Here is a 25,938-nt window from a genome sequence, read left to right as displayed (position 1 = left end):
CCGACTGTCAGTCGTGGTCGTCGTGGTGGTCGGAACCGATCCGGGTGACGAGGGCGTGGATGATGAGCTTGACGATGAAATATGTGCCGAAATAGCCGACTGCTGCGACGACGAGCGTGACGAGCAGGTTGGACTCCCCCGTGCCGACCACTGACAGTGTGGCGAACACCGTGACGGTGATCGCCGCGAGATACGGGATCAGTCGGAGGACGGGGGAATCGGGCTCGCTCATGGGGCTGAGTCTAGCAACGGGGTACCGGCGCATCGACGTGGAGTCTAAGGTGCCCATGACTGAAGCGGGCCGTAGAGCGGGGGCCTAGAGCCTGACGACCGCATCGACATCTTCTCGGATTCCCGCCGACGATATGCGACTTCTCCCTGGCAGGGTGCCACCTGCGAACTTCCTCAACGGCTGTTGTCCGCGCCTGGGTTCCGGCTTAGGATGAGAGGACACAGACATATCCGCTCCGCGCCTCCGAGCGGCACCCGACGAGGCGCGTGATGCTGGTGGATGGACCCACACGAAGGAGTGTCATGGCAGTCTGCTCAGCGCCCGGTGCCGACGGCGCGCTCGTCACGGTCACGCTCCGCTATGCGAACTGCACCGGGGGAGAGTGGTTGCCGCCGTGAGAACCACAAGATGATGCTCGACCACTACCAGCAGACGAAGAACCTGCTGGTCAGCTACTCCGAAAATGCTTAAGGATTCTTCTGATGAGTGAAACAACCGAAACAGCCGCTCTCGAATCGACACCGACGATCGAGGGCGAAGAGAAATCGCGAGTGGCGATGACTCAGGCCGCCATCGACCTGCTCGCCGACCTTGTCGACAAACACGGACAGCTCATGTTCCACCAGTCCGGTGGTTGCTGTGACGGCTCGTCGCCCATGTGCTTCCCCGAAGGCGACTTCCTCACCTCCGAGGCTGATGTGCTGCTCGGCCACTTCGACCTGCCCATCGACGATGCCGAGAAGGCCGGACTGGATTTCTGGATGTCGACCGAACAGTTCGAGTACTGGAAGCACACGCATCTGACCATCGATGTGGTGCCCGGACGCGGCAGCGGCTTCAGCGTCGAATCACCGACGGGAAACCGCTTCATCATCCGCTCGACGCTCATGGACGTCGGCTGAGCCGAGGCGCGACCGGGGAACACAATCGATGCCGCAGAACGCGTGTAGCCACCGCGCCTGCGAGATGAGGTCACTTCCCGGCGTTCAGCTGCTCCGGCTCGCCGAGGGAGAGCATCAGTCGGTTCGCCCAGTTGAAGAAGGCGGCACAGCTGAGTGCGTCGATGATGTCGCCGTCGTCCAGACCCGCCGCACGCAGCCGCTCGACGTGTGCGAGGCCGAACGCCTGCGGGGTCAGGGTCAGTGCCACTGAGGCATCGACGACGGCATCCCACGCCTGATCACCGAGGCGGCTCTTCGTGCCGATTCCCTCGTCGAGGAGGCGCTGGACGACGTCCCGACGCCCGGATTCCTCGGTGGCCCGATCCGCGTGGACCGACGCACAGAACAGGCACCCGTTGAGCCGCGAGGCCGCGGTCGCGGCGAGTTCGCGTTCGGCCCGCCCGAGTCCGTCGGTGGTGTTGAAGAAGATGTCGAAGTCGGTCAGGGTCCGTGCCTTGAGTGCGGCAGGATCCCTCGCCAGCAGCCGGAAGTACGGGTTCTTCGCCCGTCCGGCCTCGATCAGGGCATCCCGTTGGTCATCGCTGAGGTCCGCCTCGGCGACGGGAGCGATCCACGGCACCCACCCGAGCCCACCCTGCTGGAACAGCTTCGGGCGGTGGAGATTCGGATACGTCTTCACCCGATCTCCGACGGCCCGCAGCGCTTCGTCCACCCTCGCCGAGGCGAGGCTGTCGTCGGCATCGTCCGTCTCGTTCGCGGATTCGCCTTCTGACCGGTCCACCTGGTGCGGTTGGGCATCCGCGGTCGCTGAAGCCGCATCGGTGAGCGCGGCGAGTCCGGTGCTGATGCGGATCTGGAAGTTGAGGAACGACACGAGCTGAGCGAGGGTGACGATGCCGTCCTCGTCCCATCCCGCCTCGAGCAGAAGCGCGAGGTGACCCGGGCGGCTGTCGCGCGGATGGAGGACGAGAAGATGAGCGAATTCGAGTCCTGCCGTCAGCTTCTCACCGATTCTCGCCGCCGTCGCCTCGGCGGCAGTCAGCCACGGCCCGGGGACGTTCTCTTCGGCCAACGCCGCGGATTCGAAGACTCCGTAAGGACCGCGCCTGACCGAACCCGCAGCGGTTGCCTCGTCGAGGAGTTCGGCGACCGCCCAGGATGCGGACTCGTCTTCGTCACGCAGGAGATCACGGTAGAACTCCTCGGCCCGCGCGGAACCGAGCAGACCCGCGGTGAACGCGGCGACCGCATAACGGTCGCGGAAGCTCACGTTCTTCGGATCAGCGGGTTCGAGCAGAGCTTCGAAACTCAGCTGCGCGTTCTCCTTCGCCTGCGCCCGGTGGTCGCGCAGCTCATCGAGCGGATCGTTCGCCGCGATTCCGGCGAGGAGGTTGATGATATCGGCCATCTCAGCGCACCTTCTCCTGGGTCACGGAGAACCCGAGCGCGGGTGCCACCTCAGTGGCCAGCAGTTCGATGGACCGCAGCGCGGTCTCGTTCGTCGCCGGCACCGAGTGCACCTGGAAGCTGACGTCGGTAGCCCGATGGGGGACGCGGTCATGCTGCAGACGTTCGCTCACCTGCTCGGGCGTGCCGAGGTAGGTGTCGGTGGCGACGAGGAGCTCATCGAGGCTGAGTCCGGAGGTGTCATAGCCGACGAGGCGGTCGGCCTCGGCCCGCAGCGCCGGTTCGGTGATCTCGCGCAGCCGGGGCAGATCCTCGGCATCGGCGACCACGGCGGTACGAGAGGCGAGGATGCGCGGTTCGGCCCCCGCGGGCAGCTGTGAGAGGTAGGTATCGATGACCGGCAGCTGCACCTCGTCGAGGAGTGCCGCCGGATTGTCCTGGGGACGCGGCTGAGTCCGCGAGAGCATGAGACCGTCACCGGCAGCGCCCGCCGCACCGGCACCGCCTGAGGAGAACGTCGCCTGCCACAGTCGTCGCTCGAGGCTCGGACGCTGCCCAGCGGGAGCAGGGTAGAGACCATGGTCGGTGGGCAGCCGGTCGCCTGAGAACAGTGTGCGCAGGGTCGCGAGATTGTCGGCGAAGACCTCACGACGCTCATCGAAGCTCGTGCCGAAGGCGGGGAACGACTTCGGGTTCCCGCCCGAGCCCAAACCGATCTCGAGGCGACCGCCGGAGAGTTCGTCGAGGACGGCGGCGTCTTCGGCCACGCGCACGGCATTCTCCATCGGCAGGGTGATGATCGCGGTGCCCAAATTGATCCGGGTGGTGTGGGCTGCGGCGTGGGAGAGGAAGACGAGCGGGGACGGCAGTCCGCCCTCGGCCGCGGAGAAGTGATGCTGGGCGACCCAGGCCGAATGGAAGCCGAAGTCCTCGGCCGCCTCGATCTGTTCGAGGGCAAAGCGATAGCGGTCTGCGGCCGGGGCATCTTCGAGCAGGCGGGTGAAGAATCCGAGCTTCGGTCCGGTCGTCTGGGTGTCGGTGGGTTGCAGGGTCATGGTTCTCAGCTTTCTGCTGCTGCGGTGAGCAGGGTCGGGGTTGCCGGTCGATTGTTCGCAGGCGCTGCGGCGACCGACAGCGTCGCGGGACGGGGGATCGCCTCAAGCAGAGTGCGCGTATAGGCGGAGCGTGGGCGAGTGAAGATCTCTTCGGTCGCGCCGTCGTCGACGAGGTGTCCGTGCGACATCACGGACACCGTATCAGCGATCTGACGGACGACGGCGAGGTCGTGGGTGATGAAGACGTAGGTCAGGCCGAGCTCCCGCTGCAGCTCGTCGAGCAGCGTGAGAATCTGCGCCTGCACGGTCACATCGAGAGCCGAGACCGCCTCGTCGAAGACGACGAGTTCGGGTTCGACGATGAGAGCCCGAGCGATCGCCACCCGCTGCAGCTGCCCGCCGGAGAGTTCGGCGGGACGCCGGTCGAGGAACTCATTCGGCAGCGCCACCCGATCCATCGCCTCGGAGACACGCCTGGGCCGGGACGCACGATCGCCGAGGCGGAAGTTGCGCAGTGGTTCGATCAAGGTCGACCGGATCGAATGTTTGGGATCGAGAGCGGAGAACGGGTTCTGATGCACGAGCTGGACGGTGCGCCGGAACTCCCGCAGCCGCTGCCGGGAGGGACGACCGCGCCCGAGCTCCGCGGCGTCGAAGTCACCGATGCGCACATGCCCGGACTGCGGGGTGAGGAACCCGGTCAGCGCCTTGCCCGTGGTGGTCTTGCCCGACCCGGACTCGCCGACGAGACCGTGCGTGGTCCCGCGCGCCACCGTGAAACCCACACCCTCGATGCCGGTGATCCGATCATCCGTACGGTCGAAGACATGGGTCAGCGATTCGACGGTGACGAACGGGTCTGTAGACTCCTTGGTCGCCTCGGCACGGGCAGGTCGTGCCTTCGTCTGCAGTGCGGGAGCATCGGAGATGAGACGGGAGGTGTAATCGGTGGCCGGGTCGGAGAGGACCCGTCCGGCCGGTCCCGATTCGACGATGCGTCCGCCCTGCATGACCACGACCTCGTCGGCGCGTTCGCCGGCGACGGCGAGATCGTGGGTGATGAAGAGGATGCCCATCCCGGTTTCGGCGCGCAATTCGTCGAGGAGGTCGAGGACCTGCTTCTGCACCGTCACGTCGAGGGCGGAGGTGGGTTCGTCGGCGATGAGCAGGCGCGGGCGCAACGCGATGGCAGCGGCGATGAGCACACGCTGCCGCATCCCACCGGAGAGCTCATGCGGGAACTGGTCGGCCCGTTTCTCCGGCTGGTCGATGCCGACCCGGCCCAACAGCTCGACGACCTGGGCGCGAGCCTCGGCGCGGCCCGCGCGACGGTGGATGCGCAGCGCCTCGGCGACGGACTTGCCGACCGTCTGCAGCGGGTTGAGCGAGGACCCCGGATCCTGTGGGACGTAGCCGATCTGAGATCCGCGCACACCGCGCCAACCGGAGGTGCCCAGGCTGAGCAGATCAACCTCGCCGAGGCGGATCCGCCCGGCCGCGACCCTGGCCGAGGAGGGCAGGAGACCGATGACGGCGTTCGCCGTCGTCGACTTCCCCGAACCGGATTCCCCGACCACGGCGGTCATCGAACCGGGACGGACCACGAGATCGAGCTCGCTCACGGCCGGTGCCGCGGAGCCGCCTCGGTGGGAGTAGTCGACGGACAGGTCGTCGATGCGCAGCAGTGAGTTCTCGGTCATGATGTCACCTTTCGCAGGGTGTTGCCGATCTGGTGGGTGGCGAGCACGATGGCCATGACCACGAGGCCGGGCAGCACGGTCAGCCACCAGGCGGTGGCGACGAAGTTACGGCCCTCGGCGATGATGAGCCCCCATTCCGGGGTGGGCGGCGGAGTGCCGTAGCCGAGGAACCCGAGCGTGGAGATCTGGAGGATCGCCGAACCGACCTGCAGCACCGCGAGCGAGAGCACGGGAGAGATCGAATTCGGGAGGATATGGCGAGTGAGGACGGAGAAGTAGGTGCCGCCGGACCCGTAGGCCGCGGCCACGAAGTCGCTCGTATTGATCTGCACCGCCTGTGACCTGGCGAGACGTGCGAACTGGGCGATGGCGGTGACGCCGACGGCGACGGCCGCGTTGATCGTCCCGAAGCCGAGGACCACGACGATCGACAGGCTGAGCAGGATCGCGGGGATCGATAGCAGCACATCGATGAACCGCATGAGCACATCGTCGACGAGCCCGCGCCGGGTGCCGGCGATGAGTCCGATCGTGGTGCCGACGATCAGCCCGACCCCGACAGCCACGAGCGCGGCCAACAGGGACTGGGAAGCGCCGTAGACGACTCGGGTGAAGGCGTCGCGGCCGGTCTGGTCGGTGCCGAACCAATGCTCGAGGCTCGGGGCCTGCAGCGCGGGGGTGTCTCCGCCGTCGATGGGGTCGAAATGGGTGAAGAGGCCGGGGGCCAGCGCCCAGGCGATCGCGATGAGCAGAACCAGAGCGGAGACGATGGTCGCCGGGGAGAGCGCGGCGCGTGCCCGTCCGGCGCGTGCGCGCCGGGTCTCAGTGCTCTGACCGCGGGTGAAGACGATGCTCATGAGTTCTTCTCCTTCGACTCGTCGTCCCAATCGAGGTCGACGCCGACGCTGGCCGCAGTCGCCGTCATGGCGCGACGGGTGGGTTCGTCGTGGCTGCGCAGGGCCCTGCCCGCCGAGGCGGCGCTGCGTTTCGTGCGCAGGCGGACGTCGATCACGGGGTAGAGGAGGTCGACCGCGAGGTTGATGATGACGTAGCCGAAGGTGGCGATGACCACGACGGCCAGCAGGATCGGATTGTCCCGGTGGGTGACCGCTTGGGCGGTGATGAGTCCGATGCCGTTGCGGCCGAATACGGTCTCGGTGACCACGGCGCCGGCGACGAGTTCGCCGAAGACGAGGCCGATGATCGTCAGCCCCGGCAGCACCGCATTGCGGGCGACGGTGTGGACGAGGATCCACAGTTCGGAGGCGCCTTTCGCGGTGGTGACCTTGACGAAGCCGGAGGCCTGCACCTCGGTGATGGAGCGGATGAGCACCTGGGCGATCGGGGCCGAGAGCGGAACCGCCACGGTCAGGGTCGGCAGCACGAGCGCCTCGGCGGGGCCGGGATCGACGACTGAGACGACGCCGAGCTGGAAGGAGAAGACCTGGATGAGCAGGATTCCGAGCCAGAACACCGGGATCGAGATGAAGAGGCTGGGCACCGAGTCGAGGACCCGGCGCACCCGAGCAGTCGGCCCGGTTGACGGTCCGAAGGTGGCGAAGACGGCGATGGCCACGGCGAGGACGAGGGCAGTGACGAAACCGGAAGCCGCGAGCACTGCGGTCGACGGCAGAGCCGCCGCGATGATCGTCGACACGGCCGCGCCGGTCTGGACCGAATAGCCGAAGTCGCCGGTGAGGAACCCGGTGAGGCTGGTGAGGTACTTGCCGAACCAGGAGTCGTCGGCGCCGGTGGCCGCGCAGATCTCGGCGATCTGGTCATTCGACAGACCCAGGGCGGGATCGGCGAAGCGGGCGGTGACGCCGTCGCCGGGGATGAGGCTGAGCAGGATGAATGCCGCGGTGAACGCGAGCAGCAGCACGAGGACGGCTTGGCCCAGGCGCAGGATGAGGTAACGGGTGTCGAGGATCATTTCTCTCCTGCCAGCCAGGTGCTGTAGAAGTCGGGTCGTCCCACAGGTTCGGTGGCGAAGCCGTGGACGCGGCGGCGGAAGGCGAAGACCTGCGGTTCTTCGAAGAACGGCAGCACATAGGCCTGGTCGACGAGGTAGTTCTGGACCGCCTCGGCGGCCTGTTGGCGTTTCTCCTGGTTCGGTTCGGCAGCCAGCGTCTCGAGGAGCTCGTCGATCTTCGCATCGATCGAGTCATCGTCGGCGTCGGGGCGGTCGGCTCCGTTGAGGAAGACGTCGCGGTTGATCGAGGAGTAGTTCGAGCGCAGATTGTCGAAGTCCGCGCGGGCGACCATCGAGTGGTAGATCTGCACGGTGTCGAGTTCGAGGGCGTCGAGGGTCTGCTTCGATTGGTCACCGGGGTTGATCGACAGGCGTACGCCCACACGGCGCAGCTGCTGTTGGATGAGGGTCTGGACTTCGTTCGACCGGGGCTGCGGCAGGGCGATATTCACCGTCAGCGCCAACGGCTGGCCGTCCTTGACGCGGTAGCCCTGTCCGTTGCGCTCACTCCACCCGGCCTCATCGAGGAGGCGATTCGCCTCGTCCGGGTCGAAGTCCCACGACCCCGACTGGTCGACATACCCCATGGCGCCCTTGGCCAGCAGACCAGTGGCCAGCGGGTAGTTCGGGGTGAAGAGCTTGTCGACGATCTCCTGGCGATCAATGGCGGCGATGAGCGCTCGCCGGACGTCGATTTCGGCAAGCAGGTCGTGGCGGAACCGGAAGTTGATGCTGTTGTTGATTCCGTTCGTCGCCTTCGCATAGAGGCGCAGCCCCTGCTCGGTCACACGGGGCTCGTCCGGAGCCTGGACGTCGCGGACGCCGTCTGCCTGTCCGGAGAGCACGGCTCCGATGCGCACGGAGTATTCGTTGTTCGTCAGATAGTCGATGCCGTCGAGGTGGGCTCGGCCCTGGTGCTTCAGATGTGGAGGAGCCCAGTCGTAGTCCTCGCGGGCACGCACGGAGAGCTTCGTGCCGATAGTCTCAGCCGTGATGTGGAAGGGGCCGCAGGTGTGGATCTGCGTGGCTCCGCCCGGGCCGAAGCCTGCGGCATCGAGGTCGAGAGTGGAATCGGCGAGCAGTCCTGCGTTCATCGTCGACGTTGCCTGCGCGAAACCGGGGGAGGGGGCGGAGAAGTGGAACCGAACCCGATGCTCGTCGAGGACTTCGCTGCGCTCGTAGTTCGAGATCTGTTCGGACACCGGCAGCGTGCGTGCTTCGTCGCCGCGACCGAACAGGTCGAAGTTCTTCGCCACATTCTCAGGTGTCAGCGGCGAACCGTCCGAATAGGTCACACCCTCACGGATGGTGAATGTGTAGGTCGTGGCATCGGCGTTCGTCTCCGGCAGTTCGGTCGCCAGCCACGGATAGAGCTCGAGGCTCTTCGGGTCTTGCCACAGCAGGCGTGCGGAGATGTTGTTCATGATCCCGCCGTTGGGGTAGAAGCCGACCGACGGCGGGTAGAGCAGCGTCCAGGTCTGGGGTTCGAAGTAGGTGAGCACTCCGCCGCGGACGGGTTCGCCCTCGGCCAGCGAACCGGAATCGTGGGGTGTGCAGGCGCTGAGGGTGAGCAGAGTGCCGAAACCGAGACCGAGGCTGAGGACCGAACGGCGGTCGAGGAGGCGCTGAGTCAGACGTGCGGAGGTGGAGAGACGGTGATCCGTCATGGAAGGGATCCTTCGGGCAAGTGGGATGGAACGGAGATCTAAGCGGGATAGTTCAACAATATGTGGACATCGCGGGTGCCGTTGACGGCAGACAGAGGCGGTGTCCGGCATGGAGCCCGAAGTGGATGTGCATGCCATGAGTAAAACGCATCCGTGCAATCGCCGTCAATCCGGGGCTTAATATTGAGACATGTTGAACAGTGTGGAATTCGATCATCTCGTCATTGCCGTCCCAGATCTGCAGGAATATGTTGAGCAATGTGAGGGTCTTCTGGGGGTGAGGCCCGTCGATGGTGGTGCGCATCCGGGGTTGGGCACGGCCAATGCGCTGCTCGGACTCGAGCTCAGCGATGAACTCTCCGATTCGCTGGGACTCACACGTCAGAGCGGCCCGAAACCGCTCACGTACCTCGAGATCCTCGGCCCAGACCCCGAGCAGGACCCGGCGCTGGCGGCCACCCGGTTGGCCGGGATCACCGGGCCCGCGGTGCAGAGGTGGGCGATCCGTGCGGACGATTTCGACGGTCTCGTTACGGCCGCTGCGCGGTCACGGGAACCGCGCGTCCGCCTCGGCGAGGTCCATGACATGACCCGCCGCAGACCGGACGGAACCGTCCTCGACTGGCGCCTGACCAGGCGCACCCCGCTGCCGTGGTCGGGGATCCAACCGTTCCTCATCGATTGGAAGGACTCCGAGCATCCCGCGATGCAGGAGATGCCGTCGGTTCGGCTCGAGCGCCTGTGGGGCACGAGCGAGGACCCGGATGCTGTAGCTTCGGCCCTCGACTTCTTCGGCATCGGACTCGACATCATTGCCCTCGATGTCGAAGAAGGGGAGACTGAGGGCCTACACGCTCATCTGAAAGGTCCGGGTGGAACATGGACGCTCTGAACACCATTCCCGCGCAGCTCGACCACCTCATCATCACGGTGCCCGACCTCGATGCCGGGGTCGCCGCCGTCGAAGAGGCCACCGGGGTGCGTGCGGTTCCCGGCGGCTCGCACCCGGGGCGAGGGACCGCGAACTATCTGCTCGGGCTCACCCCGAATGGTTGGCCGGAGGGAGCCCACACCTACCTCGAGATCCTCGGCCCCGACCCGCATCAGGTGCCGCCCGCCGACGGCACCCTGCCGCTCGACGCTCATCTGGCCGCCGAGCCGACCCTGCAGACCTGGGCCATCCATCCGCCGGCGTTCCTCGCGAAGATCGCGGCCGCGAACACCGCGGGCATCGATTTCGGCGAGGTCCAGGACATGGCCCGCGACACCGCCGAGGGTGACCGTCTCGAGTGGCGGCTGACCACGCGTTCCCCGCTGCCGCACTCAGGTGCGCAGCCGTTTCTCATTGACTGGGGCGAATCCGTCCATCCCGCCGAAACGGCCCTGCCCGCCCTCGAACTGCTCGATTTCCGTGTGGAATCGCCGGAGCCCGAGGCGGCGCGGCAGGTGCTCGAGGTGCTCGGGGCCGGTGACACCGCGGTGGTCGAGGGGCCGGACTGTCGACTGCGTGCCAGGTTGCGCGGGCCCGGCGGCGTACTCGAGTTCTGATCAGTCGCCGAGAAACGGGCTGAGTGTCGAGAAACGGGTGTGCGCGCGTTTCTCGACACGCAACCCGTTTCTCGATGAATCGTCAGGGGATAGACTCTCAGGCGTGCCCATTCGAATCCGTCTCGTCTCTCGTCCACGCCTCCGCACCCTGACCTCGTTTGTCGCTGTCTCGCTGCTCGTCGGACTGAGCGCCTGCGCGCCCGCCGCCGACGAAGAGACGCGGCCGACTCCGAAGGCGACCGAATCGCAGGCCGCCTCGTCGGACCCGAGCGGCTCAGCCGAGGCCAAGCCGAGCGAGTCGCCCACGCCCACCGAGACCGCGAATGTCGAGGATGCAGGAGCGGCCGGAGTCAGCGAAGACGATATCGACACCCATGGCAGCGGGAAATGGGACCGGCCGAAAGAGGAGACCGGACCCAACCGCGACGAGGGCAAGACGTTCAAGGTGGCCCTGCGCGTCGAGGACAACCTGCCGATCGACGTCGATGAGGCCGGAGACTTCATCATCAAGACCCTGCAGGACGAGCGCGGCTGGCAGGACCTGGACAACGTCGCCATCGAGCTCGTCGATGAAGGTCAGGACACGATGATCTCCATCGCCAGCCCCGATACCGTCGACGAGATGTGCCTGCCGCTGCGGACCCTGGGCAAGCTCTCGTGTCGCAACGGTCCCAACGTCATCCTCAACGCCAAACGCTGGGTCTCTGCCACCGAAGAGTTCGACGATATCGTCCAGTACCGGCAGTACCTCATCAACCACGAGGTCGGTCACGCTCTCGGCCACGGCCACGAATCCTGCCCCGGACCAGGCAAGACGGCCCCGCTCATGCAGCAGCAGACGAAGGGCCTGCAGGGGTGTGAACCGAACGGATGGCCCTCGAAGGGCTAGTCCGCGGCTGCCGTGGACTGACTCCGGTGGATACAGCGCCCCAATTGCGGGGCCTTTGCTGTCATGGCGTGGACGTGCGCATCAGTGCTTGGGCGAGCGGGGCCGCAGAGAATAGTCTTCGGCACCCTGCGTGGCCTTCTCGTACTCGATCTCACCGCTGACGGAGGTCGTACCCGAGGGGGTCAGTGATCCAGGCTGTTCGACGGCAGCGATGCTGTCGGTCGCGACGACCTCACGCTGATGGTCCGTCGGGGCACCCGCATCGATCTTCGTGGCCAGAGCCTTCTCACGAACGAACATGAGGACGACTGCCGCGATGATTCCCAGCGGGCAGACCCACAGGAAGATCGGCACCAGCGCATCGCTGTACGCATTGACGATGATCGAGTGGATCGGCTCGGGCAGCGACTTGACCACTTCGGGGGTCAGCGAATTCGACCCCGTGCCCTTCATCGCCTGAGCGCCCTGGGGTCCCAAGGACTTGATGCCGTCCTCGAGGTTGGATGCCAGCCGCGAGGTGAAGAGCGAACCGATCAGCGACATGCCCAGCGTGCCGCCGATCTGGCGGAAGAAGTTGTTCGACGCCGTCGCCGTGCCGACCATCGCCACCGGGAACGAGTTCTGGACGATGAGCACGAGCATCTGCATCGACAGTCCCAGACCGAGGCCCAGCACACACAGGCAGCCGATGACGACGAGAACGTTCTGATCAGCCGTGACGAAGGTCCCCATGAGGAAGAGGGCGACGCCGACGATCGCGCTGCCGAGCACCGGGTACCACTTGTACCGTCCCGTCTTTGAGACGACGAAGCCGATGATGACCGAGCTCGGCAGCATCACGGCCATCATGGGCACCATGAGGAGCCCGGCCTTCGTCGCTTCGATCCCGTGGGCCATCTGCAGGAACGTGGGCATGTACGAAAGGACGCCGAACATGCCGATGGCGATGCACATGCCGGCGATCGTGCAGAGGACGAAGTTCGTGTCCTTGAACACGAACATCGGGATCACGGGTTCGGGCACAGACTGTTCGACGAAGACGAAGACGACGGCGCTGATGACGGCGATGGCGATGAGTCCGATGATGATCGGATCGTCCCAGTCGTACTGATGCCCGCCCCACGAAGTCGTGAGGATGAGCGCCGAGGTGAATTCGGCGATGAGGACCATTCCCGCGACATCGACATGGCGTCTGACCGACCGATCCGACTTCGGGACCTTGAGGAAGAGGATGGCGGCGATGAGCGCGAGCACGCCGAACGGAAGATTGAGAGCGAATGTCCAGCGCCAGCCCGGACCCTCGGTGATCCAGCCTCCGATCAGCGGTCCGGCCACCGAGGTGACCGCGAAGTTCGCGCCCATGATGCCCATATAGGGACCGCGTTTGCGCGCCGGCACAACCGCGGCGATGAGAGCCTGCGAGAGGATGATGAGACCCCCGCCGCCGAGGCCCTGAATGACGCGTGCAGTGATGAGGACGGCCATGCTGTGGGCGAGGAAGCCGACGATCGAGCCGAGGATGAACATGCAGATGGCGAAGATGAAGATCTTCTTGCGGTTGAACGAATCGCCCAACTTGCCGTAGATCGGCATCATGATCGTCGCCGCCAACATGAACGCCGTCGAGACCCACAGCATCTGGTCGACGCCGTTGAGGTCGCCGACGATGGTCGGCAGGGCCGTGGCCAACATGGTCTGGTTGAGCGAGAACATGAACATCGCCAGCATCAGGCCGACGAACAGCAGGACCACTGACGGGGTCTCGATCTCCGGCTCCTCCTCGGCGCTGTGCTGCTTCTCGGCAGCGGGCTCTGTGGCGGTAGTGGTCATCTCAGCCTTTCTAAGAGGGTCAGGAACAGTTCGATCGAGGAGGTGAACGCCTGGTCCACCCGTTCGTCGTCCAACTCGTGTTCGGTGTCGAATCGCGCGGAGGCGAAAGCATGCTCGAGCGGAATGCTGCACAGCTGCGCGAGCATCCGCGCGGCCCGTGTGGCGGTGTCTTCATCGGCAAAGGTGATTCCGCGACGTTCGATCCGCCGGCGGATGCCGGTGATGATCTGCTCGGAGTAGTGCCGCTTCGTCTCCATGCTGAGCATGCCGAGGTGCGGATGCCGAGCCTGGATTGCGCGCAGCTTCTGTTTGTTCGCCGACCGCGGCAGCAGGAATTCGAACGCGGCGCGGATGGTGAAGGAGAGATCCTCCGCCAGACGCTCGCGCCGGGGCTCGAAGTCCTCGATGAATCGCTGCAGTGCGGCTGCGATATCGTCCGAGGCCGTCAGTCCGACGATCGCCATCTCCTTGGTGGGGAAATAGTTGAAGAACGTGCGCGTCGAGACCTCCGCAGCTTCCGCGATCCGAGCCACAGTCACCTCGTCGAGCCCATGATCGAAGACGAGATCGACGGCCGCGACGTGGATGGCGGCGCGGCGCTCACGGGTCTGACGCTCGCGCAGGGATTCGGTCGGTTCGGAACTCACCAGAAAATTATGCACCTCTTGCAAAGTTGCACAAAATGCAGAAATGCATTCGATGCATTCGTCGACGGTGATGTTATTCACACTCCGTCGTCGGGCGAGCGACACGTGGGAATATAAGTCCGCATGCACCTGTTGATTGAGTCGTATACGCTCAACTTTGAAAGAGGAGGTCAGCTTTGGCCACATTCCACGGACCCGCAGGCTCGGGCGGCGACTCGTTCGACGAGTTCCTCGCTCGCTACCTCCAGGGTCAGAACGGAGCCCGTCGAGGACGCTCCGTCGACATCAACCGGCTGCTGAGCAAGCGCAGCCACGCGATCCTCGAGGCGGCCGCGGAGTTCGCAGGGCGACACGGTCAGTCCGAGGTCGACGCGCTCCACATCCTGCGCACCATGGTCGATTCCGAACCCGGAATCTCCGCCGTGCGCCAGGCCGGCGCCGATCCCGAGGCCATCGCCCATGCAATCGAAGAGCGCCTTCCGGCGACCACCGACACCGAGGCGGATTCCTCCCCCTCGCTGACCGGTTCCGCCCAGCGCGCCCTGCTCGAGAGCTACCAGGTGGCGCGAGCATTCGGGTCGACCTACATCGATCCCGAACACATGTTCTTCGCCTTCGTGCTCAACCAGGAGATGCCCGCCGGTCGGATCCTCGCCCAGGCCGGCGTCACCCAGGCTGCACTGCAGGCTGGTGCCGAGGCGGCCGAAGCCGCAGGCATGCACCCCGGCCAGGAGGCCGAAGCCGAGGGTGGTCAGGAATCCGTGCTGGAGAAGTTCGGCACGGATCTCACCGAGCTCGCAGCCGAAGGCAAGCTCGATCCCGTCATCGGACGCGCGGAGGAGATCGAACAGACGATCGAGATCCTCGCCCGGCGGACCAAGAACAACCCCGTCCTCCTCGGTGAGGCCGGCGTCGGCAAGACCGCGATCGCCGAAGGGCTCGCGCAGGCCATCCACTCCGGTGAGGTGCCCAAGCAGCTCCACGGCAAGCGCATAGTCTCCCTCGATCTGCCCGGCATGCTCGCCGGCACCCGCTACCGCGGTGACTTCGAGGAGCGGCTGACCGGGGCGCTGAACGAGATCGCCGAGGACGGCGACATGATCGTCTTCGTCGACGAACTCCACACCCTCGTCGGAGCCGGCGGCAACGGCGAATCGAACTCGATGGACGCCGGCAACATCCTCAAGCCGAGGCTCGCGCGCGGAGATCTGCACATGATCGGCGCGACCACGCTCAAGGAGTACCGCACCATCGAGAAGGATTCGGCCCTCGAACGCCGCTTCCAGCCGGTGACCGTGGGTGAGCCGAGCGTCGAGGATGCGGTGACGATCATCGACGGGCTGAAGGACCGCTACGCCGAATTCCACGAGGTCACCTACACCGCCGAGGCGATCCGCGCCGCGGTGGAACTGTCGAACCGCTACATCACCGACCGGTTCCTCCCGGACAAGGCCATCGACCTCATCGACCAGGCCGGCGCCCGAATGTCGCTCAGGCGTGCGCCCGCTGCCGATATCGACGCGCTCAAGCTCAATCTCTCTGAACTCGAAGCGGATAAGAAGTCCGCTATCGAGGCGGAGGACTACGAACGTGCCGGCCGGCTCCGCGATGAGATCAATGAGGTGACCGCCCGGATCGAATCTGCCGAGAATCCGGACGCGGAGGCCGCGAAGACCGCTGCAGCCGAGGCGATCATCGGTGAACAGGAGATCGCGCAAGTCGTCTCCCGGGCCACCGGAATCCCGGCAGCACGGATGACGCAGAGCCAGAAGGCACGACTGGCGAATATGGAAGAGGTCCTCCACGACCGCGTGGTCGGACAGGACGAAGCCGTGACCGCCGTGTCGCGCGCGATCCGCCGCAGCCAGACCGGTATGGCCGATCCCAACCGACCCATCGGCAGCTTCCTCTTCCTCGGCCCCACCGGTGTCGGCAAGACTGAGCTGGCGAAGGCTCTGGCGCAGACCCTGTTCGACGACGAGTCGGCCATGATCCGCTTCGATATGAGCGAGTTCGGCGAACGCCACACGGTGTCCCGCCTCGTCGGTGCTCCTCCCGGCTACGTCGGCTACGACGAGGCGGGGCAGCTGACGGAGAAGGTCCGGCGTCGCCCGTATTCGGTCATCCTCCTCGACGAGGTCGAGAAGGCCCACCCGGATGCGTTCAACCTGCTGCTGCAGGTCCTCGACGACGGACGGCTCACCGACGGTCAGGGCCGCACGGTCGACTTCCGCAACACCGTGGTCATCATGACCTCGAACCTCGGCTCCGAGTTCATGTCCGGCACTCCGCTGGGCTTCGCCTCAGGGGCCGCGGGAGATGCGGAGAAGGATCTCAAGGCCAAGGTCATGGGCCGGCTCAAGGAGTTCATGCGTCCGGAGTTCATCAACCGCATCGACGACACCGTGATGTTCGCCCGCCTCGATCGCGAGCAGCTGCGCTCCATCGTCGATCAGCAGCTGGCTGCGTCGAAGCAGCGTCTCGAGGCTCAGGGCATTGCCCTCGACGTCTCGGCAGAGGCTCTCGACTGGCTTGCCGACGAAGGGTATGAACCCGAGTTCGGTGCCCGTCCGCTGCGTCGCGCGATCCAGCGCGAGCTCGACGACCGCATCGCCGATCTCCTCGTCACCGAGGCGGTCGATGAGGGCGGCACCGTGCGCGCCACGGTCGTTGACGGCGCACTCAAGGTCGTGGCTGGCACCCGCCCGGAGCCGATCATCGCCTGATCACCGAGGCGGCCCTGCACCGGCGGTCGCTTCTCAGTGACGCGTTCGAACCGGAGAGCCCGGGACGAAAGATTCCGTTCTTTCGTCCCGGGCTCTGTCGTTGCTGCGGGCAGCGTAGCATCCCGGTTCAGCCGCGGGTGGCAGAGGACTGTTCGGGATGGGGATCGTTCGCTCCGAGGAGCTTGTTGAGGACGAGTCGTTCGCCGAGCGTCCACGTGGTCGTCGTCGCCAGATAGAGCGCAGCGGCCAAGGGGACGAAGAGCGCGAAGATCGCCGTGAGGAACGGCATGAAGCTCAGGGTCTTCATCACTCCGGACAGATCCGGCATCGCCGGAGCATCTGCCCCGTTCTTCGCCGGGGGAGCGGTCGGAGTCTCGGGTGTGGCCGGGGTGAGCAGGTGTCGGGAGAACCCCGCGACGACTGCGATGAGGACGACGAGGATGAGGTAGACCGTGATCGCGGTGCCGGTCAGATCGCCGGCGCCGAGCAGTTTGACGAAGCTCGTGTCCAGCGGCAGACCGAAGAGCGTATGCCCGAGCAGCTCATTGGCGTCTCCGTCGATCGTCGCATTGATGAAGAGACCATAGACGGCCATGAGCACGGGCATCTGCGCGAGCACCGGAAGGCATCCGGCGAAAGGGGACGCGTTCTCCTCCTTGTACAGTTCCATGAGCTTCTGCTGCATGAGTTCGGGCTGCTTCTTGTATTTCTTCTGCAGCTCGCTGATCTTCGGCGCCAGTCGTTTCCGAGTGATGCCGGCTCTGACCTGGGATACCCCGACGGGGATGAGCACGGCGCGGACCAGGACGGTGAGCACGATGACGGCCAGGGCGGCGCTGAAGCCGCCGGCGAGTGGTTCGAGGATGTCGCTGATCCCCGTGACCACCGTGTAGGCGGCCTCGACGAGCAGGCGGATGGGCAGGAATTCGTAGATGTTCACAGGTGATCGTCCCTCGGACTTAGGCGCGCTGAGGCGCGGTTGGATGGGCCGTTGCAGGCCATCACCGTGACGTTTGATGACAATTGCCCGCGCCGAGGCGGGGAGACGTTCCGTACGGAACGTGATCGAGGTCGTTCAGGCGATGGCGTGAACGACGGAAGAGGGGGCTCTGGGCAGTGCCGTACCCGGAGTGCCGGGTTCCGCCGGCATGCGGAATTCGCGGATGCTTCGGCGCGTGTCCGGCAGAGACGGCGGGTGCGCCGACAGCGAGAGCACACGCAGCAGAGCCATGCTCGCCCATGCGGCGATCGGTGTCAGCAGCGCCGCACCGAGGAGAGCCAGGACGATGAGATGAGTGGGGGACTGGGGCACGACCGATTCGAGGTCGGAAGAGAGCACGACGACGAGCAGCTGCAGAGTCAGCCACATATTCGCCATCATCTCGTCCCCTTCCCGGTGCGTCGATGCTAACACGCGGGCCTGCGCGGAGGTCTCAGTCCTCTGCGTCGGCGGCGAGGTCCGGATCTCGGGCGAGACGCACGAGCGCGGCCGCGAGGCCGGCGAGGTCGTCGTCACCGACCAATGCGGTCAGCTTCTCGTCCTGCTCCGGCAGCCCGGCCGTCTTCGCGCCCTTGCGGACGAGTGTGTCGAATGCAGGCCTCACCGAGGGCCAGACCTGCTGGGCCTCTCGGAGGAAGATGGATGCCCCGGTCGGACCGATCCCGGTGAATTCCTGCAGCAGCCTCGCAATCCGACCAGGCTGCCCCTCGGCCTCATCGCGCAGTTTCCGCAGGTCCCCGTCCCAGCGGTCGATGAGCAGATCGGCGGCCTCGGCCAGACGCGTGGCGGTGCTCTCGTCGTAGCGCCGATATCCGCCTCGACCGAGCGCATCGACCCGTTGCTGCCACGTGCTCGCGCGCAGACGCTGCGGCGTCCTCCACTTCGCCGAGAACAGCTCGCGCGCGCTCGCGAGGGCGATGTCGGAGCTGATGCGCGTGGACAGGAGCAGGCTGAGGACGAGCAGCTGCCACAGCGGGGCCGGCTTGTCTCGGAGTGTGATCCCGGCCGCCGCGGCGAAGGTGCGCCCGTGCGCATCGATGAGTCGAGCGGCGTGTTCTCGCTGTGTGCTCATGCGGCCGATCCTATGTCCGGGCCCGGTCGAAGAGTCAAGGGCCACCGGAGCCTCAGCCGCCGGTGCCCGTCCGCTCACAGCGGCACGGTCCCGCTCCTACGACCGCATCTTCGGCGACTCCCTGCGTGACCGGTGGTTCACCGCCGAGGAGGGGATCGAGTATGGACTCATCGATCGCGTCATCGACTCCCAGTCCGACCTGTGAGCTCAGATCGGAATGAGGATGACTGAAGTGAAGTGGCTCACAGGTCTTGCGGAAACGGCAGTAGGTTAAGTTAGGCTGGCCTATGTTAATGTCGAGGGGCCGCAACCGGCTCCGACCACTGTCGAAAGGACAGGAATGTCAGTTCCTCACAGCCGCCGGACCGTCATCGCCGGAGCGCTGGTCGCGCTCTCGCTCATCGCCACCGCCTGCGGGCAGGGATCGCAGGCCGCGGAGGAATCCGGGTCCGCGAATTTCGAGACCGTGACGATCAAGCACGCACTCGGCGAAGCGGTCATCGAATCCGAGCCCGAACGCGTCGTCACCCTCGGCCAGGGATCGACGGAGACTGCGATCGCGTTGGGCAAGACTCCGGTCGGTATGGAGGAATACGCCTGGGGATCCGATGACACCGGCTATATGCCGTGGATCTACGAGGCCGTGAAGGACAATGGCGAGAAGCTGCCCGAACAGTTCCAGGGCGATACGGAACTCGATGTCGAGGCCATTGCCGAACTCGAACCCGATGTCATCCTCGCTCCCTGGTCGGGAATCACCGCCGACCAGTATGAGCAGCTCGATGCCATCGCCCCGACCGTGGCGTACCCGAAGCAGCCGTGGACCATCGAATGGGATGAGCAGATCACCACGATCGGCAAGGCTCTCGGTCAGGAAGAGGAATCCGTTGGGCTCGTCGACGACATCAAGACACAGCTGAAAGAGGCCGAGCGGGACGAGTACAAGGACCTCACGTTCTCCTATATCTACAACTCCGGTCCCGGCACCCTCGGCGTTTTCTATCCCACCGAACAGCGCGTGGCGATGGTCTCGGCTCTCGGGCTGACCCCGGATCCGGTCATCGACGAACTGAAGAAGGAGTACGACAAGCCGGGAACGGACTCCGCGCTCATCGGCCTGGAGAACGCGGACAAGCTCAACGACTCGGACCTCATCTTCACCTTCTACTCCGATGCGAAGAACAAAAAGGAGATCGAATCGCAGGGACTGTATAAGAACATTCCGGCGATCAGGTCCGGAGCCGTCGTGGCCTCCGACGATCAGGCGTTCGTCACCGGATCCTCGATCATCAACCCGCTCACCGTCCCCTGGGCGCTGGAGCGCTATGTGCCGATGATCGACAAAGCTGTGGAGAAGCTCGACAAGTAGGTCGACGGCGAAGCAGCAGCCGAATCAGCCGGGCGAGCTGGGCGCTCTCAATCGAGGGCGCTCAGCTTCTTCCATTCATCCCAGGAATAGACCCAGTCTGAGATGTCGCTGTCATTGGTCGACAGGCTCACCTGCGAACCGGTGATCTCGACGGGATCACCGAAGATCGCGGAGTCATAGTATTCCTTCGCCCGTGCGGTGGTGAGGTTGACGCAGCCGTGCGAGACGTTCTGAGAACCCTGCACGCCTGCCGACCAGGGAGCAGCGTGGATGAATTCGCCGTTGTTGTGGATGCGCACAGCCCACTGGACATCGGTCTCGTAGTCCCACTGCTCGGAGGTCATCGTATAGTCGGCGGCCTTCGACATCACCACGTGCGTGCCGTTGTACGAGGGTGACTTCGGTGCGCCGAGGGAGGCCGGGAAGTCCATGACCGTCTTGCCGTCACGGGTGACGGTCATCCGGTGGGTCTTCACATCGGCCTTGGCGACCTGTTTGCGCCCGATCTCGAAATCGAGGGTGAGATCGTTCTGCCCCACGCTGTTCTCGCCCGTCGGCACGTCCTTGAGCGGAACGTCGACGGAGACCTTCGAATGAGCGGGCCAGAACTCCTTCGGACGGAAATGCAGGCGGGACTGCGGATCGTCATAGAGCCAACCCCACGAGCCTTCGACCTCACGCTCCTCGCCGTCTTCGTCGGTGACCTTGACCGAGAGTCGACGTTCCACATCGTCACGGAATTCCTCGGACACGGTGGAACCGAAGTTGAGCATGATGGGGGCTGCGACGCCGACTGTCTGGTCATCGGCGAGTGTCGTGCGCACCGACATCGGTGCCCCGTCGCTGGCGCCGACAGTGATCATTGCGTCGAGGTCGACTTCGTCTCCGTCGGCGGTGGTGGCGGTGACCTTCACGGTGTATTCGCTGTCGCCGACGAGGCCGTAGGTCGAGATCCAGGCGGCGGAGTCATCCGGGGCGGAGACCGCTTCGGCATCATCCTTGCTCTCTGAATCGCTGCCCTTCGACTCTTCCGTGGACTCGTCGTCGCTGGATCCGGATGCGGTGGAGCTCGGTGTCGACGAACCGGCTTGGGCGTCCTCCTCTGACTCGAGCGCGGTGCCGGAAGCATCGAAGAATGTGCCGGGATCGTGCGCGATTCGGGGGTGGGCCTCCTCGGTGACGGAGATGTCACTGAGGTCGGCGTTCTCGACGGAGATGCCGATCCTCTGACCGGCCTCCAGATCGATCTCGTCGCCGGATTCGGTTACCTCGCCGAAGTCTTCGGCGCCGGGCATCGCGGTCGCAGCATCGGTGGCCGGACTCGGTTGCGCAGTGGAGGTCGCATCCTCGCTGGGCTGGGATGTCGACGTCGATTCGGACGCGGATTCTGCTGCTTCGGCGGTGACGGATCCGACGCGGAAAACGGGGTCAGCGGCCGCCTCGGCGGTCGTTTTCGCGCCGTTGCGGGTCGCATCGGGATCATCACTCGTCGGCGTGCACGCCGTGAGCAGGGCCAGTGCCGACAGGGCGGCAACGGCCCCGTAGATCTTCGTGGACAACAGGGAAACCTCGTTAGAGCACAGGGATGAGAACTGCGATTCATGGTAATGAAGCAAAATCACGAAAGTATTAACGCTTTCGCTTCTTCGCCCCGAATCCGGTGACCGGATGGCCGTGGAGGCAGAGCTGACCTGCGCAGATGGGGGATCAGGGGAGTTGTGGAATTGTGATGTTGGGGAGTTGCCGGGGAATAGAGGACTCCCCGTGCACCCGACAGAGCTCGCTTACCCTTGCTGCCTTCCGGCCCTGGGGGAGTTCACAAGATGACGCCGCACGGGGAGCCGTGGATCAGTCTAGTCGAGAGCGGCCTCGGCGGACAAAACGAGTGTGCGAGGCCACACGAGGACGGGCCGCACGGCGCAGATACCACCCGCCGGCGCCGAAGACGATGCTCAGCAGAATCTGCACCAAGCAGGCGAGGCCGAACGCCATGTCGAACCCGAAGACAGCGGTGAACGAGTGGAAGAGTGCGCCGAGGAGTGCGACACCCACGGCGATCCCCGCTTGCTGCATCGTTGCGATGAGGCCGCCGCTCAATCCTGCCACTCGGTCGGGGACGGCGCCGACGATTGTGCCCACCAAGGGGCCGAACTGCATGGCCTGCCCCGCACCGTGGATGAGGGCAGCGGCCTGGAACCACAGGTGCCACCCGGCTCCCGCACTCGAGGAGACCCATGCGATGCCGAGAAGTCGGGGCCGGTGAACGATGCGACCGGGCGGTGGACGTGCAGGGAGACGACGAGGAACGCAATGCAGAACACGGCGAGGCTGAGACCGGAGACATACGCCGGAATGTCCGGTCTGGGAGACCGGTGAGAAGTTGAAGAGGAAGGTGCCGAAACCCGGAAAGAAGACGAAGGCCATGAGCATACCCACCCACGCGGCCGGTACCGCGACGACGTCGGGTGGGATGAACGGGAACCGGCCGGTCGCGTCGGCGCGCGACTGCCACAGGGCGAGAGCCGCAATGCCCAAGGCGCTGACCGCCAGCAGGATCACCGGAACCGGCAGTCAGCCTGTGGCGGGTCCCAGAGCCAGTCCGATGACGAGGCACATCATGCCCAGGCCGAGGAGGATCGCGCCGGGGACGTCGAGGGGTGCCGGGGCTGCGGCGCGAAGAGGTCGCTGTGCTCGCGAACATCGGCACCAGTTGGTACACCCGGCTTGAGCAGGGGCGCGAGGTCCACCCCTCGGAGTCGGTGCTCGAATCCATCGCCGAGGCGCTGCTGCTCGACCGGGAGGAGCGTGCCCATCTCTTCCTGCTGGGCGGATACCCGGACCGGGTGGCGAACCCCGGGGACTCGGCGGTCGGCGAGCAGATGCGCAGCCTGCTCGACGAACTGCTGCCGCTGCCGGCGATGCTCACCGACCCGGGGTACACGATCCTTGCGTTCAACTCCGTCGAACGGTATCTCGTCTCCGACCTCGAAGCACTCACTCCGGCCGACCGGAACTGCGCGATCCAATCCTTCGAGAACCCGGAATGGGCGCGGACCTTCCACTCCGATGACGGTCACCGGGCGCAGGTCGTGGCGAAGCTGCGTGCCTCGTACGCGGAGTCGATCGACGATCCCGAGTGGTCGCCGCTGCTGTCGCGGCTGCGCAGGAATCCGGAATTCTGGCGTCTGTGGGATTCGGGATCGGTCGGCCGATCTGTCGGGCGGGTCTAGACCATTGAGACCCCGTACGTGGGCACGCTCAAGCTGACGATGAGGACGCTCATCGCGGAGGAGAACCAGAGGCTGACGCTTTCGGTCTATCAGCCGGTGGACACGGTGACGCGGTCCCGCTTGCAGACGCTGCACGGCTGGATCAACGACGGGAGCATCGAGCGCAGACGGGAGGACGGGGTCGACTGTTCACCTGCGGGAAGTGGGATGCTTCACACTCGGCCACCGCGATTTCGCATTGTCGTCATGACTCGGATAAGCTGATTCGCGGAGGATTCGCCTAGTGGCCTATGGCGCTCGCCTGGAACGCGGGTTGGGTTAACGCCCTCAGGGGTTCGAATCCCCTATCCTCCGCCACGGAAGTCCCGGTCTCGCAGAATCTGCGGGCCGGGACTTCGTCGATTCACCGCGGGTCTCTGCGCTGGACGGGGGAGGTTCGTTGTCAGGCATCCCCCACCGGTCCTGACCCGATGCACCGGTGCAACGAGGTGGTGTGCCGCCAAGGGTGAGGGATGCGGAGCTGGGTGCAGCAGACGGCCGTTGCCGGAACGCAAATCGGATGACGGTTCTTGGCGAAGTGCGTCATTGTGACGGCGTGCGTCGCTTCGCGAAGTCTGTGCGCCGCGTGTGGTCTGCATCTCAGTAGTCTCGCACAGCACACCTGCACACCTCACGAGCGACCTCAGGGAACTGGCCCGATGATGTCGCAGCAACCGGTCCGGGGCGGACAGATCGGCGTCGACCTCATCCTCACCGGCTTCCTCCAATGCCAGGAGGAACTCGAAGCGTTCGGCAAGACCGTCATCCCGATCGTGCGCGAGAAGGAAGCCGAACTCGTCAACAGGGGACTGCTCACCCCTGCCGGAGTCTGAACCTGGAGGCGAGGTTCCTCAGGCCACGCTGAAGGACGCGGACCTGAGCGTCAGCTTCGTCCGCAGCTGATCGCCGGTGAGGCTCGCGGTCTTCCCCTTCACCGAGGTGGCTTTCACCGTCTTCACCAGACCTGAGCCGGTCTTCGCCACCGCCACAGACCGGACGTCTGCCAGCCCGAAGGCCCGTGCCATGTCGGCCTGCTTGGCCGTCACCGACCACAAGGCGTTTGGGTTCTGCGCCGAGGCATACTTCGACGGTGAGTCATCGACGGAGACGAGGTAGGGCACGGGTGATCCCCACACCTCGCGGACTTCACCGTCGAACCGCTCATCGTCTGGGTCTCCGCCACGGCCGTGCGCCACGGACCCGAATCGCCTGCATTCTCATGAGTCCACCCGAGGAAACGCTGGGAGGCCACCTCGTCATAGACGTTGCACCCGCAGGCCGGCTTCACCGCACCGAGGTTGCGGTAGGCGTAGGTGCGCGAAGCGATGGCCTGAGAACGCAGCGCCTCGGACTGCCATGATGCCGGCATCTCGGCGATGCCCGGCAGATATTCCTTGTTGAGACCCACCACGTTGATGACGTTGAGCGAGCTCTTCAGCTGACCGATCTCGAGCCGTCCGTGTCGGTAGATGCCGGTCGCCCCGTTCTGGGCACCGCTGACCGACACCGTCGTCGCCGACGAACTCTTCCAATATCGGGTGCCCTGCCATTCGAGGGTGAGCTTCGAGCCCGAATAGCTCTTCGACCCGACGGTCGCCTTGACCGAACCGGACGACGTCCGTTCGATAGCGACCTTCGAGCCCGATTCGATGGTCTTCGACCCGACCTTGACCCGCAGACGGCCGGACCGCGGAGTGACCGTCACGGACTTCTTACCGGTCAGCAGCTGCACCTTGAGACTGGCGTCGGCGTTCTTCGACATCGTCGTGACCTTGGCACCCGTGTAGTAGTGTTGCAGGATCTGCGTCGACGACTTTCCGGCTGCCGCCATTCCGCGCGCTCCGTACTGGCTCATCCCGACCCCATGGCCGAACCCCGACCCCCTGATCGTGAACGAAGACGGCGCCTTCGCCAGCGTCACTTTCGCCCCGGACTTCGCCGTCCACACGATCATGCCGTTCTGGAACTTCTGCCGGGTCTCCGAACCTGAGCGGTATTCGTTGCTCGTCGGATAGCCCAGAACTCCGCGTTCCCAGCTGGACTTCTTCCACGCGGTGCGGATCGCACCCCATGTGGCATGCGCACCGGTCGACTTCGTCCAATGCATGCTGCCGTTCGTGAACGTCTGATAGCAGCCCTTCTGGACCAGCGTGCAGCGCTGCGGACTGACGGCAGGACCGAGCTTGCCGCCGTTTCCGCCGAGCAACTTGTGCATCGCCCCGATCGCCCCCGCGGTCGGATCCGCGGCGTTCGCGGGGGACGGGGCTGCGACGAGCGTGAGGAGCAGTCCGATGAGAACGGCCGCGAGGGCAGGAGTCGTCGCCTTGACGGACGGGGAAGCTGGCATGAGTAGATCATAAGCGCGGCTGTCAAGACCCCAGGTGACGAACAGACGAACTCCCCGGAACGATCGTTCCGGGGAGTTCTTCGCCGAGGTGGTTCCGCCTCGGCGAAAGAGGCATCGTTCCGGGTCAGCTGAAGTTATCAGCGATTGCCTTGTTGAAGGCGTCGAGGTCGTCGGGGCTGCGGGAGGTGATGAGGTTGCCGTCGACGACTACCTCGGTGTCGGCCCAGTCGGCTCCGGCGTTGATGAGGTCAGTCTTCGTCGAGATGAACGACGTCAGCTTCCGTCCCTTGGCCACTCCCGCCTCGG

At 65.3% G+C, this 25,938-nt stretch carries 26 protein-coding genes, 1 tRNA gene, 1 other RNA gene and 1 pseudogene; 11 read left to right on the top strand and 18 right to left on the bottom strand.

Translation table 11 applies throughout. The features are described 5' to 3' along the window. Positions 1-7: 7 nt before the first annotated feature. The gene (locus tag ACTIIH_RS08225) at positions 8-232 is read right to left on the bottom strand and encodes a hypothetical protein (RefSeq protein ID WP_441091097.1); all 225 of its coding nucleotides are present in this window, start codon (positions 230-232) and stop codon (positions 8-10) included. A gap of 482 nt (positions 233-714) precedes the next feature. On the opposite strand from ACTIIH_RS08225, the gene ACTIIH_RS08220 reads away from it, so the two are divergent. Further along, positions 715-1,134 carry a DUF779 domain-containing protein gene (locus tag ACTIIH_RS08220; protein WP_441091096.1) on the top strand — a complete coding sequence of 140 codons (420 nt, stop codon included), beginning with the start codon at positions 715-717 and terminating at the stop codon, positions 1,132-1,134. Between the two features lie 70 nt (positions 1,135-1,204). Here the strand turns inward: ACTIIH_RS08220 and ACTIIH_RS08215 are convergent, their stop codons facing one another. From ACTIIH_RS08215 to ACTIIH_RS08190, 6 genes are read right to left on the bottom strand one after another with little or no spacing between them, the layout of a single operon-like run. Further along, the gene (locus ACTIIH_RS08215; RefSeq protein ID WP_441451377.1) at positions 1,205-2,542 is read right to left on the bottom strand and encodes an alkylhydroperoxidase domain protein; all 1,338 of its coding nucleotides are present in this window, start codon (positions 2,540-2,542) and stop codon (positions 1,205-1,207) included. Position 2,543: 1 nt separating this feature from the next. Next, a complete protein-coding gene (locus tag ACTIIH_RS08210) occupies positions 2,544-3,596 on the bottom strand; it encodes a putative FMN-dependent luciferase-like monooxygenase (RefSeq protein WP_441451376.1) in 1,053 nt (350 codons plus the stop codon). A gap of 5 nt (positions 3,597-3,601) precedes the next feature. Further along, complete coding sequence (locus tag ACTIIH_RS08205; RefSeq protein ID WP_441451375.1) at positions 3,602-5,296, bottom strand: dipeptide ABC transporter ATP-binding protein; 1,695 nt, start codon at positions 5,294-5,296, stop codon at positions 3,602-3,604. Then, complete coding sequence (locus ACTIIH_RS08200; protein WP_441451374.1) at positions 5,293-6,153, bottom strand: ABC transporter permease; 861 nt, start codon at positions 6,151-6,153, stop codon at positions 5,293-5,295. The genes ACTIIH_RS08205 and ACTIIH_RS08200 overlap by 4 nt, the downstream gene beginning before the upstream one ends. Beyond that, positions 6,150-7,229: an ABC transporter permease gene (locus tag ACTIIH_RS08195; protein ID WP_441451373.1), complete on the bottom strand. Its 1,080-nt coding sequence runs from the start codon at positions 7,227-7,229 to the stop codon at positions 6,150-6,152. The genes ACTIIH_RS08200 and ACTIIH_RS08195 overlap by 4 nt, the downstream gene beginning before the upstream one ends. Further along, positions 7,226-8,935 (bottom strand): TIGR04028 family ABC transporter substrate-binding protein, encoded by a 1,710-nt coding sequence (locus ACTIIH_RS08190; protein WP_441091090.1) that lies wholly within the window; start codon positions 8,933-8,935, stop codon positions 7,226-7,228. Before ACTIIH_RS08190 ends, ACTIIH_RS08195 begins: the two co-directional genes overlap by 4 nt. A gap of 190 nt (positions 8,936-9,125) precedes the next feature. Between ACTIIH_RS08190 and ACTIIH_RS08185 the strand changes: the two genes are divergently transcribed. The 3 genes from ACTIIH_RS08185 (at position 9,126) to ACTIIH_RS08175 (ending at position 11,372) form a co-directional block, all read left to right on the top strand. After that, entirely contained in the window at positions 9,126-9,827 is a 702-nt protein-coding gene (locus ACTIIH_RS08185) for a VOC family protein (RefSeq protein ID WP_441451372.1), read from the top strand. Then, a complete protein-coding gene (locus tag ACTIIH_RS08180; protein WP_441451371.1) occupies positions 9,815-10,483 on the top strand; it encodes a VOC family protein in 669 nt (222 codons plus the stop codon). The genes ACTIIH_RS08185 and ACTIIH_RS08180 overlap by 13 nt, the downstream gene beginning before the upstream one ends. 103 nt (positions 10,484-10,586) lie before the next feature. Beyond that, complete coding sequence (locus tag ACTIIH_RS08175) at positions 10,587-11,372, top strand: DUF3152 domain-containing protein (protein ID WP_441451370.1); 786 nt, start codon at positions 10,587-10,589, stop codon at positions 11,370-11,372. 81 nt (positions 11,373-11,453) lie between these two features. Here ACTIIH_RS08175 and ACTIIH_RS08170 read toward each other — a convergent pair whose 3' ends face one another. Then, complete coding sequence (locus tag ACTIIH_RS08170) at positions 11,454-13,202, bottom strand: DHA2 family efflux MFS transporter permease subunit (RefSeq protein WP_441451369.1); 1,749 nt, start codon at positions 13,200-13,202, stop codon at positions 11,454-11,456. After that, on the bottom strand, positions 13,199-13,849 hold the full coding sequence (locus ACTIIH_RS08165) for a TetR/AcrR family transcriptional regulator (RefSeq protein ID WP_441091085.1): 651 nt from the start codon (positions 13,847-13,849) through the stop codon (positions 13,199-13,201). The genes ACTIIH_RS08170 and ACTIIH_RS08165 overlap by 4 nt, the downstream gene beginning before the upstream one ends. A 176-nt stretch (positions 13,850-14,025) precedes the next feature. On the opposite strand from ACTIIH_RS08165, the gene ACTIIH_RS08160 reads away from it, so the two are divergent. Then, a complete protein-coding gene (locus ACTIIH_RS08160; protein WP_441451368.1) occupies positions 14,026-16,575 on the top strand; it encodes an ATP-dependent Clp protease ATP-binding subunit in 2,550 nt (849 codons plus the stop codon). Between the two features lie 127 nt (positions 16,576-16,702). Here ACTIIH_RS08160 and ACTIIH_RS08155 read toward each other — a convergent pair whose 3' ends face one another. The 3 genes from ACTIIH_RS08155 to ACTIIH_RS08145 form a co-directional block, all read right to left on the bottom strand. Continuing rightward, entirely contained in the window at positions 16,703-17,515 is an 813-nt protein-coding gene (locus ACTIIH_RS08155) for a YidC/Oxa1 family membrane protein insertase (RefSeq protein ID WP_441451367.1), read from the bottom strand. A 135-nt stretch (positions 17,516-17,650) separates the two neighbouring features. Then, positions 17,651-17,956 carry a hypothetical protein gene (locus ACTIIH_RS08150; protein WP_441091082.1) on the bottom strand — a complete coding sequence of 102 codons (306 nt, stop codon included), beginning with the start codon at positions 17,954-17,956 and terminating at the stop codon, positions 17,651-17,653. Positions 17,957-18,008: 52 nt separating this feature from the next. Next, positions 18,009-18,647 (bottom strand): endonuclease, encoded by a 639-nt coding sequence (locus ACTIIH_RS08145; protein WP_441451366.1) that lies wholly within the window; start codon positions 18,645-18,647, stop codon positions 18,009-18,011. Between ACTIIH_RS08145 and ACTIIH_RS08140 the strand changes: the two genes are divergently transcribed. Together ACTIIH_RS08140 and ACTIIH_RS08135 are read left to right on the top strand one after the other, a co-directional pair. Beyond that, positions 18,646-18,852 carry an ATP-dependent Clp protease proteolytic subunit gene (locus ACTIIH_RS08140; protein ID WP_441451391.1) on the top strand — a complete coding sequence of 69 codons (207 nt, stop codon included), beginning with the start codon at positions 18,646-18,648 and terminating at the stop codon, positions 18,850-18,852. The two genes, ACTIIH_RS08145 and ACTIIH_RS08140, sit on opposite strands and share 2 nt — an antisense overlap. 135 nt (positions 18,853-18,987) lie before the next feature. Beyond that, entirely contained in the window at positions 18,988-20,016 is a 1,029-nt protein-coding gene (locus ACTIIH_RS08135; protein ID WP_441451365.1) for an iron-siderophore ABC transporter substrate-binding protein, read from the top strand. Positions 20,017-20,063: 47 nt separating this feature from the next. Here the strand turns inward: ACTIIH_RS08135 and ACTIIH_RS08130 are convergent, their stop codons facing one another. The 3 genes from ACTIIH_RS08130 to ACTIIH_RS08120 form a co-directional block, all read right to left on the bottom strand. Further along, complete coding sequence (locus tag ACTIIH_RS08130) at positions 20,064-21,575, bottom strand: L,D-transpeptidase (RefSeq protein ID WP_441451364.1); 1,512 nt, start codon at positions 21,573-21,575, stop codon at positions 20,064-20,066. Between the two features lie 191 nt (positions 21,576-21,766). Further along, positions 21,767-21,862: signal recognition particle sRNA small type (gene ffs, locus ACTIIH_RS08125), an RNA gene on the bottom strand. Between the two features lie 2 nt (positions 21,863-21,864). Next, complete coding sequence (locus ACTIIH_RS08120; protein ID WP_441091077.1) at positions 21,865-22,575, bottom strand: hypothetical protein; 711 nt, start codon at positions 22,573-22,575, stop codon at positions 21,865-21,867. A gap of 95 nt (positions 22,576-22,670) precedes the next feature. Between ACTIIH_RS08120 and ACTIIH_RS08115 the strand changes: the two are divergent. The 4 genes and pseudogenes from ACTIIH_RS08115 to ACTIIH_RS08100 form a co-directional block, all read left to right on the top strand. Continuing rightward, positions 22,671-22,820: pseudogene (locus ACTIIH_RS08115) on the top strand (helix-turn-helix domain-containing protein); the annotation flags it as partial. Between the two features lie 75 nt (positions 22,821-22,895). Next, a complete protein-coding gene (locus ACTIIH_RS08110; RefSeq protein WP_441091115.1) occupies positions 22,896-23,246 on the top strand; it encodes an MmyB family transcriptional regulator in 351 nt (116 codons plus the stop codon). 269 nt (positions 23,247-23,515) lie between these two features. Then, a tRNA-Ser gene (locus ACTIIH_RS08105) sits at positions 23,516-23,603 on the top strand. 341 nt (positions 23,604-23,944) lie between these two features. Beyond that, positions 23,945-24,118 (top strand): hypothetical protein, encoded by a 174-nt coding sequence (locus tag ACTIIH_RS08100; protein ID WP_441451363.1) that lies wholly within the window; start codon positions 23,945-23,947, stop codon positions 24,116-24,118. 18 nt (positions 24,119-24,136) lie between these two features. Here the strand turns inward: ACTIIH_RS08100 and ACTIIH_RS08095 are convergent, their stop codons facing one another. The 3 genes from ACTIIH_RS08095 to ACTIIH_RS08085 form a co-directional block, all read right to left on the bottom strand. Next, on the bottom strand, positions 24,137-24,310 hold the full coding sequence (locus ACTIIH_RS08095; protein ID WP_441451362.1) for a hypothetical protein: 174 nt from the start codon (positions 24,308-24,310) through the stop codon (positions 24,137-24,139). A 17-nt stretch (positions 24,311-24,327) separates the two neighbouring features. Then, positions 24,328-25,632, bottom strand: coding sequence for a SpoIID/LytB domain-containing protein (locus ACTIIH_RS08090; RefSeq protein WP_441451361.1), 1,305 nt, complete (start codon positions 25,630-25,632; stop codon positions 24,328-24,330). A gap of 124 nt (positions 25,633-25,756) precedes the next feature. Beyond that, on the bottom strand, positions 25,757-25,938 hold a 182-nt coding region (locus ACTIIH_RS08085), incomplete at its 5' end, for a DJ-1/PfpI family protein (RefSeq protein ID WP_441451360.1).

The sequence above is a fragment of the Brevibacterium sp. genome, assembly GCF_052105255.1.
Classification (GTDB): Bacteria; Actinomycetota; Actinomycetes; order Actinomycetales; family Brevibacteriaceae; genus Brevibacterium; species Brevibacterium linens_B.
The sequence above is the reverse complement of the archived record's forward strand: the minus strand, read 5'-3'. Positions and strand labels throughout refer to the sequence as shown.

Excerpts from the sequence above, each read along its gene's own strand:
- ACTIIH_RS08110 (WP_441091115.1), top strand. The coding sequence starts at position 22,896 with ATGCGCAGCCTGCTCGACGAACTGCTGCCGCTGCCGGCGATGCTCACC.
- ACTIIH_RS08225 (WP_441091097.1), bottom strand. The coding sequence starts at position 232 with ATGAGCGAGCCCGATTCCCCCGTCCTCCGACTGATCCCGTATCTCGCG.
- ACTIIH_RS08210 (WP_441451376.1), bottom strand. The coding sequence starts at position 3,596 with ATGACCCTGCAACCCACCGACACCCAGACGACCGGACCGAAGCTCGGA.
- ACTIIH_RS08180 (WP_441451371.1), top strand. The coding sequence starts at position 9,815 with ATGGACGCTCTGAACACCATTCCCGCGCAGCTCGACCACCTCATCATC.
- ACTIIH_RS08135 (WP_441451365.1), top strand. The coding sequence starts at position 18,988 with ATGTCAGTTCCTCACAGCCGCCGGACCGTCATCGCCGGAGCGCTGGTC.
- ACTIIH_RS08140 (WP_441451391.1), top strand. The coding sequence starts at position 18,646 with ATGCGGCCGATCCTATGTCCGGGCCCGGTCGAAGAGTCAAGGGCCACC.
- ACTIIH_RS08190 (WP_441091090.1), bottom strand. The coding sequence starts at position 8,935 with ATGACGGATCACCGTCTCTCCACCTCCGCACGTCTGACTCAGCGCCTC.
- ACTIIH_RS08185 (WP_441451372.1), top strand. The coding sequence starts at position 9,126 with ATGTTGAACAGTGTGGAATTCGATCATCTCGTCATTGCCGTCCCAGAT.
- ACTIIH_RS08170 (WP_441451369.1), bottom strand. The coding sequence starts at position 13,202 with ATGACCACTACCGCCACAGAGCCCGCTGCCGAGAAGCAGCACAGCGCC.
- ACTIIH_RS08090 (WP_441451361.1), bottom strand. The coding sequence starts at position 25,632 with ATGCCAGCTTCCCCGTCCGTCAAGGCGACGACTCCTGCCCTCGCGGCC.
- ACTIIH_RS08095 (WP_441451362.1), bottom strand. The coding sequence starts at position 24,310 with ATGGCACGGGCCTTCGGGCTGGCAGACGTCCGGTCTGTGGCGGTGGCG.
- ACTIIH_RS08215 (WP_441451377.1), bottom strand. The coding sequence starts at position 2,542 with ATGGCCGATATCATCAACCTCCTCGCCGGAATCGCGGCGAACGATCCG.
- ACTIIH_RS08195 (WP_441451373.1), bottom strand. The coding sequence starts at position 7,229 with ATGATCCTCGACACCCGTTACCTCATCCTGCGCCTGGGCCAAGCCGTC.
- ACTIIH_RS08200 (WP_441451374.1), bottom strand. The coding sequence starts at position 6,153 with ATGAGCATCGTCTTCACCCGCGGTCAGAGCACTGAGACCCGGCGCGCA.
- ACTIIH_RS08145 (WP_441451366.1), bottom strand. The coding sequence starts at position 18,647 with ATGAGCACACAGCGAGAACACGCCGCTCGACTCATCGATGCGCACGGG.
- ACTIIH_RS08100 (WP_441451363.1), top strand. The coding sequence starts at position 23,945 with ATGATGTCGCAGCAACCGGTCCGGGGCGGACAGATCGGCGTCGACCTC.
- ACTIIH_RS08205 (WP_441451375.1), bottom strand. The coding sequence starts at position 5,296 with ATGACCGAGAACTCACTGCTGCGCATCGACGACCTGTCCGTCGACTAC.
- ACTIIH_RS08150 (WP_441091082.1), bottom strand. The coding sequence starts at position 17,956 with ATGATGGCGAATATGTGGCTGACTCTGCAGCTGCTCGTCGTCGTGCTC.
- ACTIIH_RS08220 (WP_441091096.1), top strand. The coding sequence starts at position 715 with ATGAGTGAAACAACCGAAACAGCCGCTCTCGAATCGACACCGACGATC.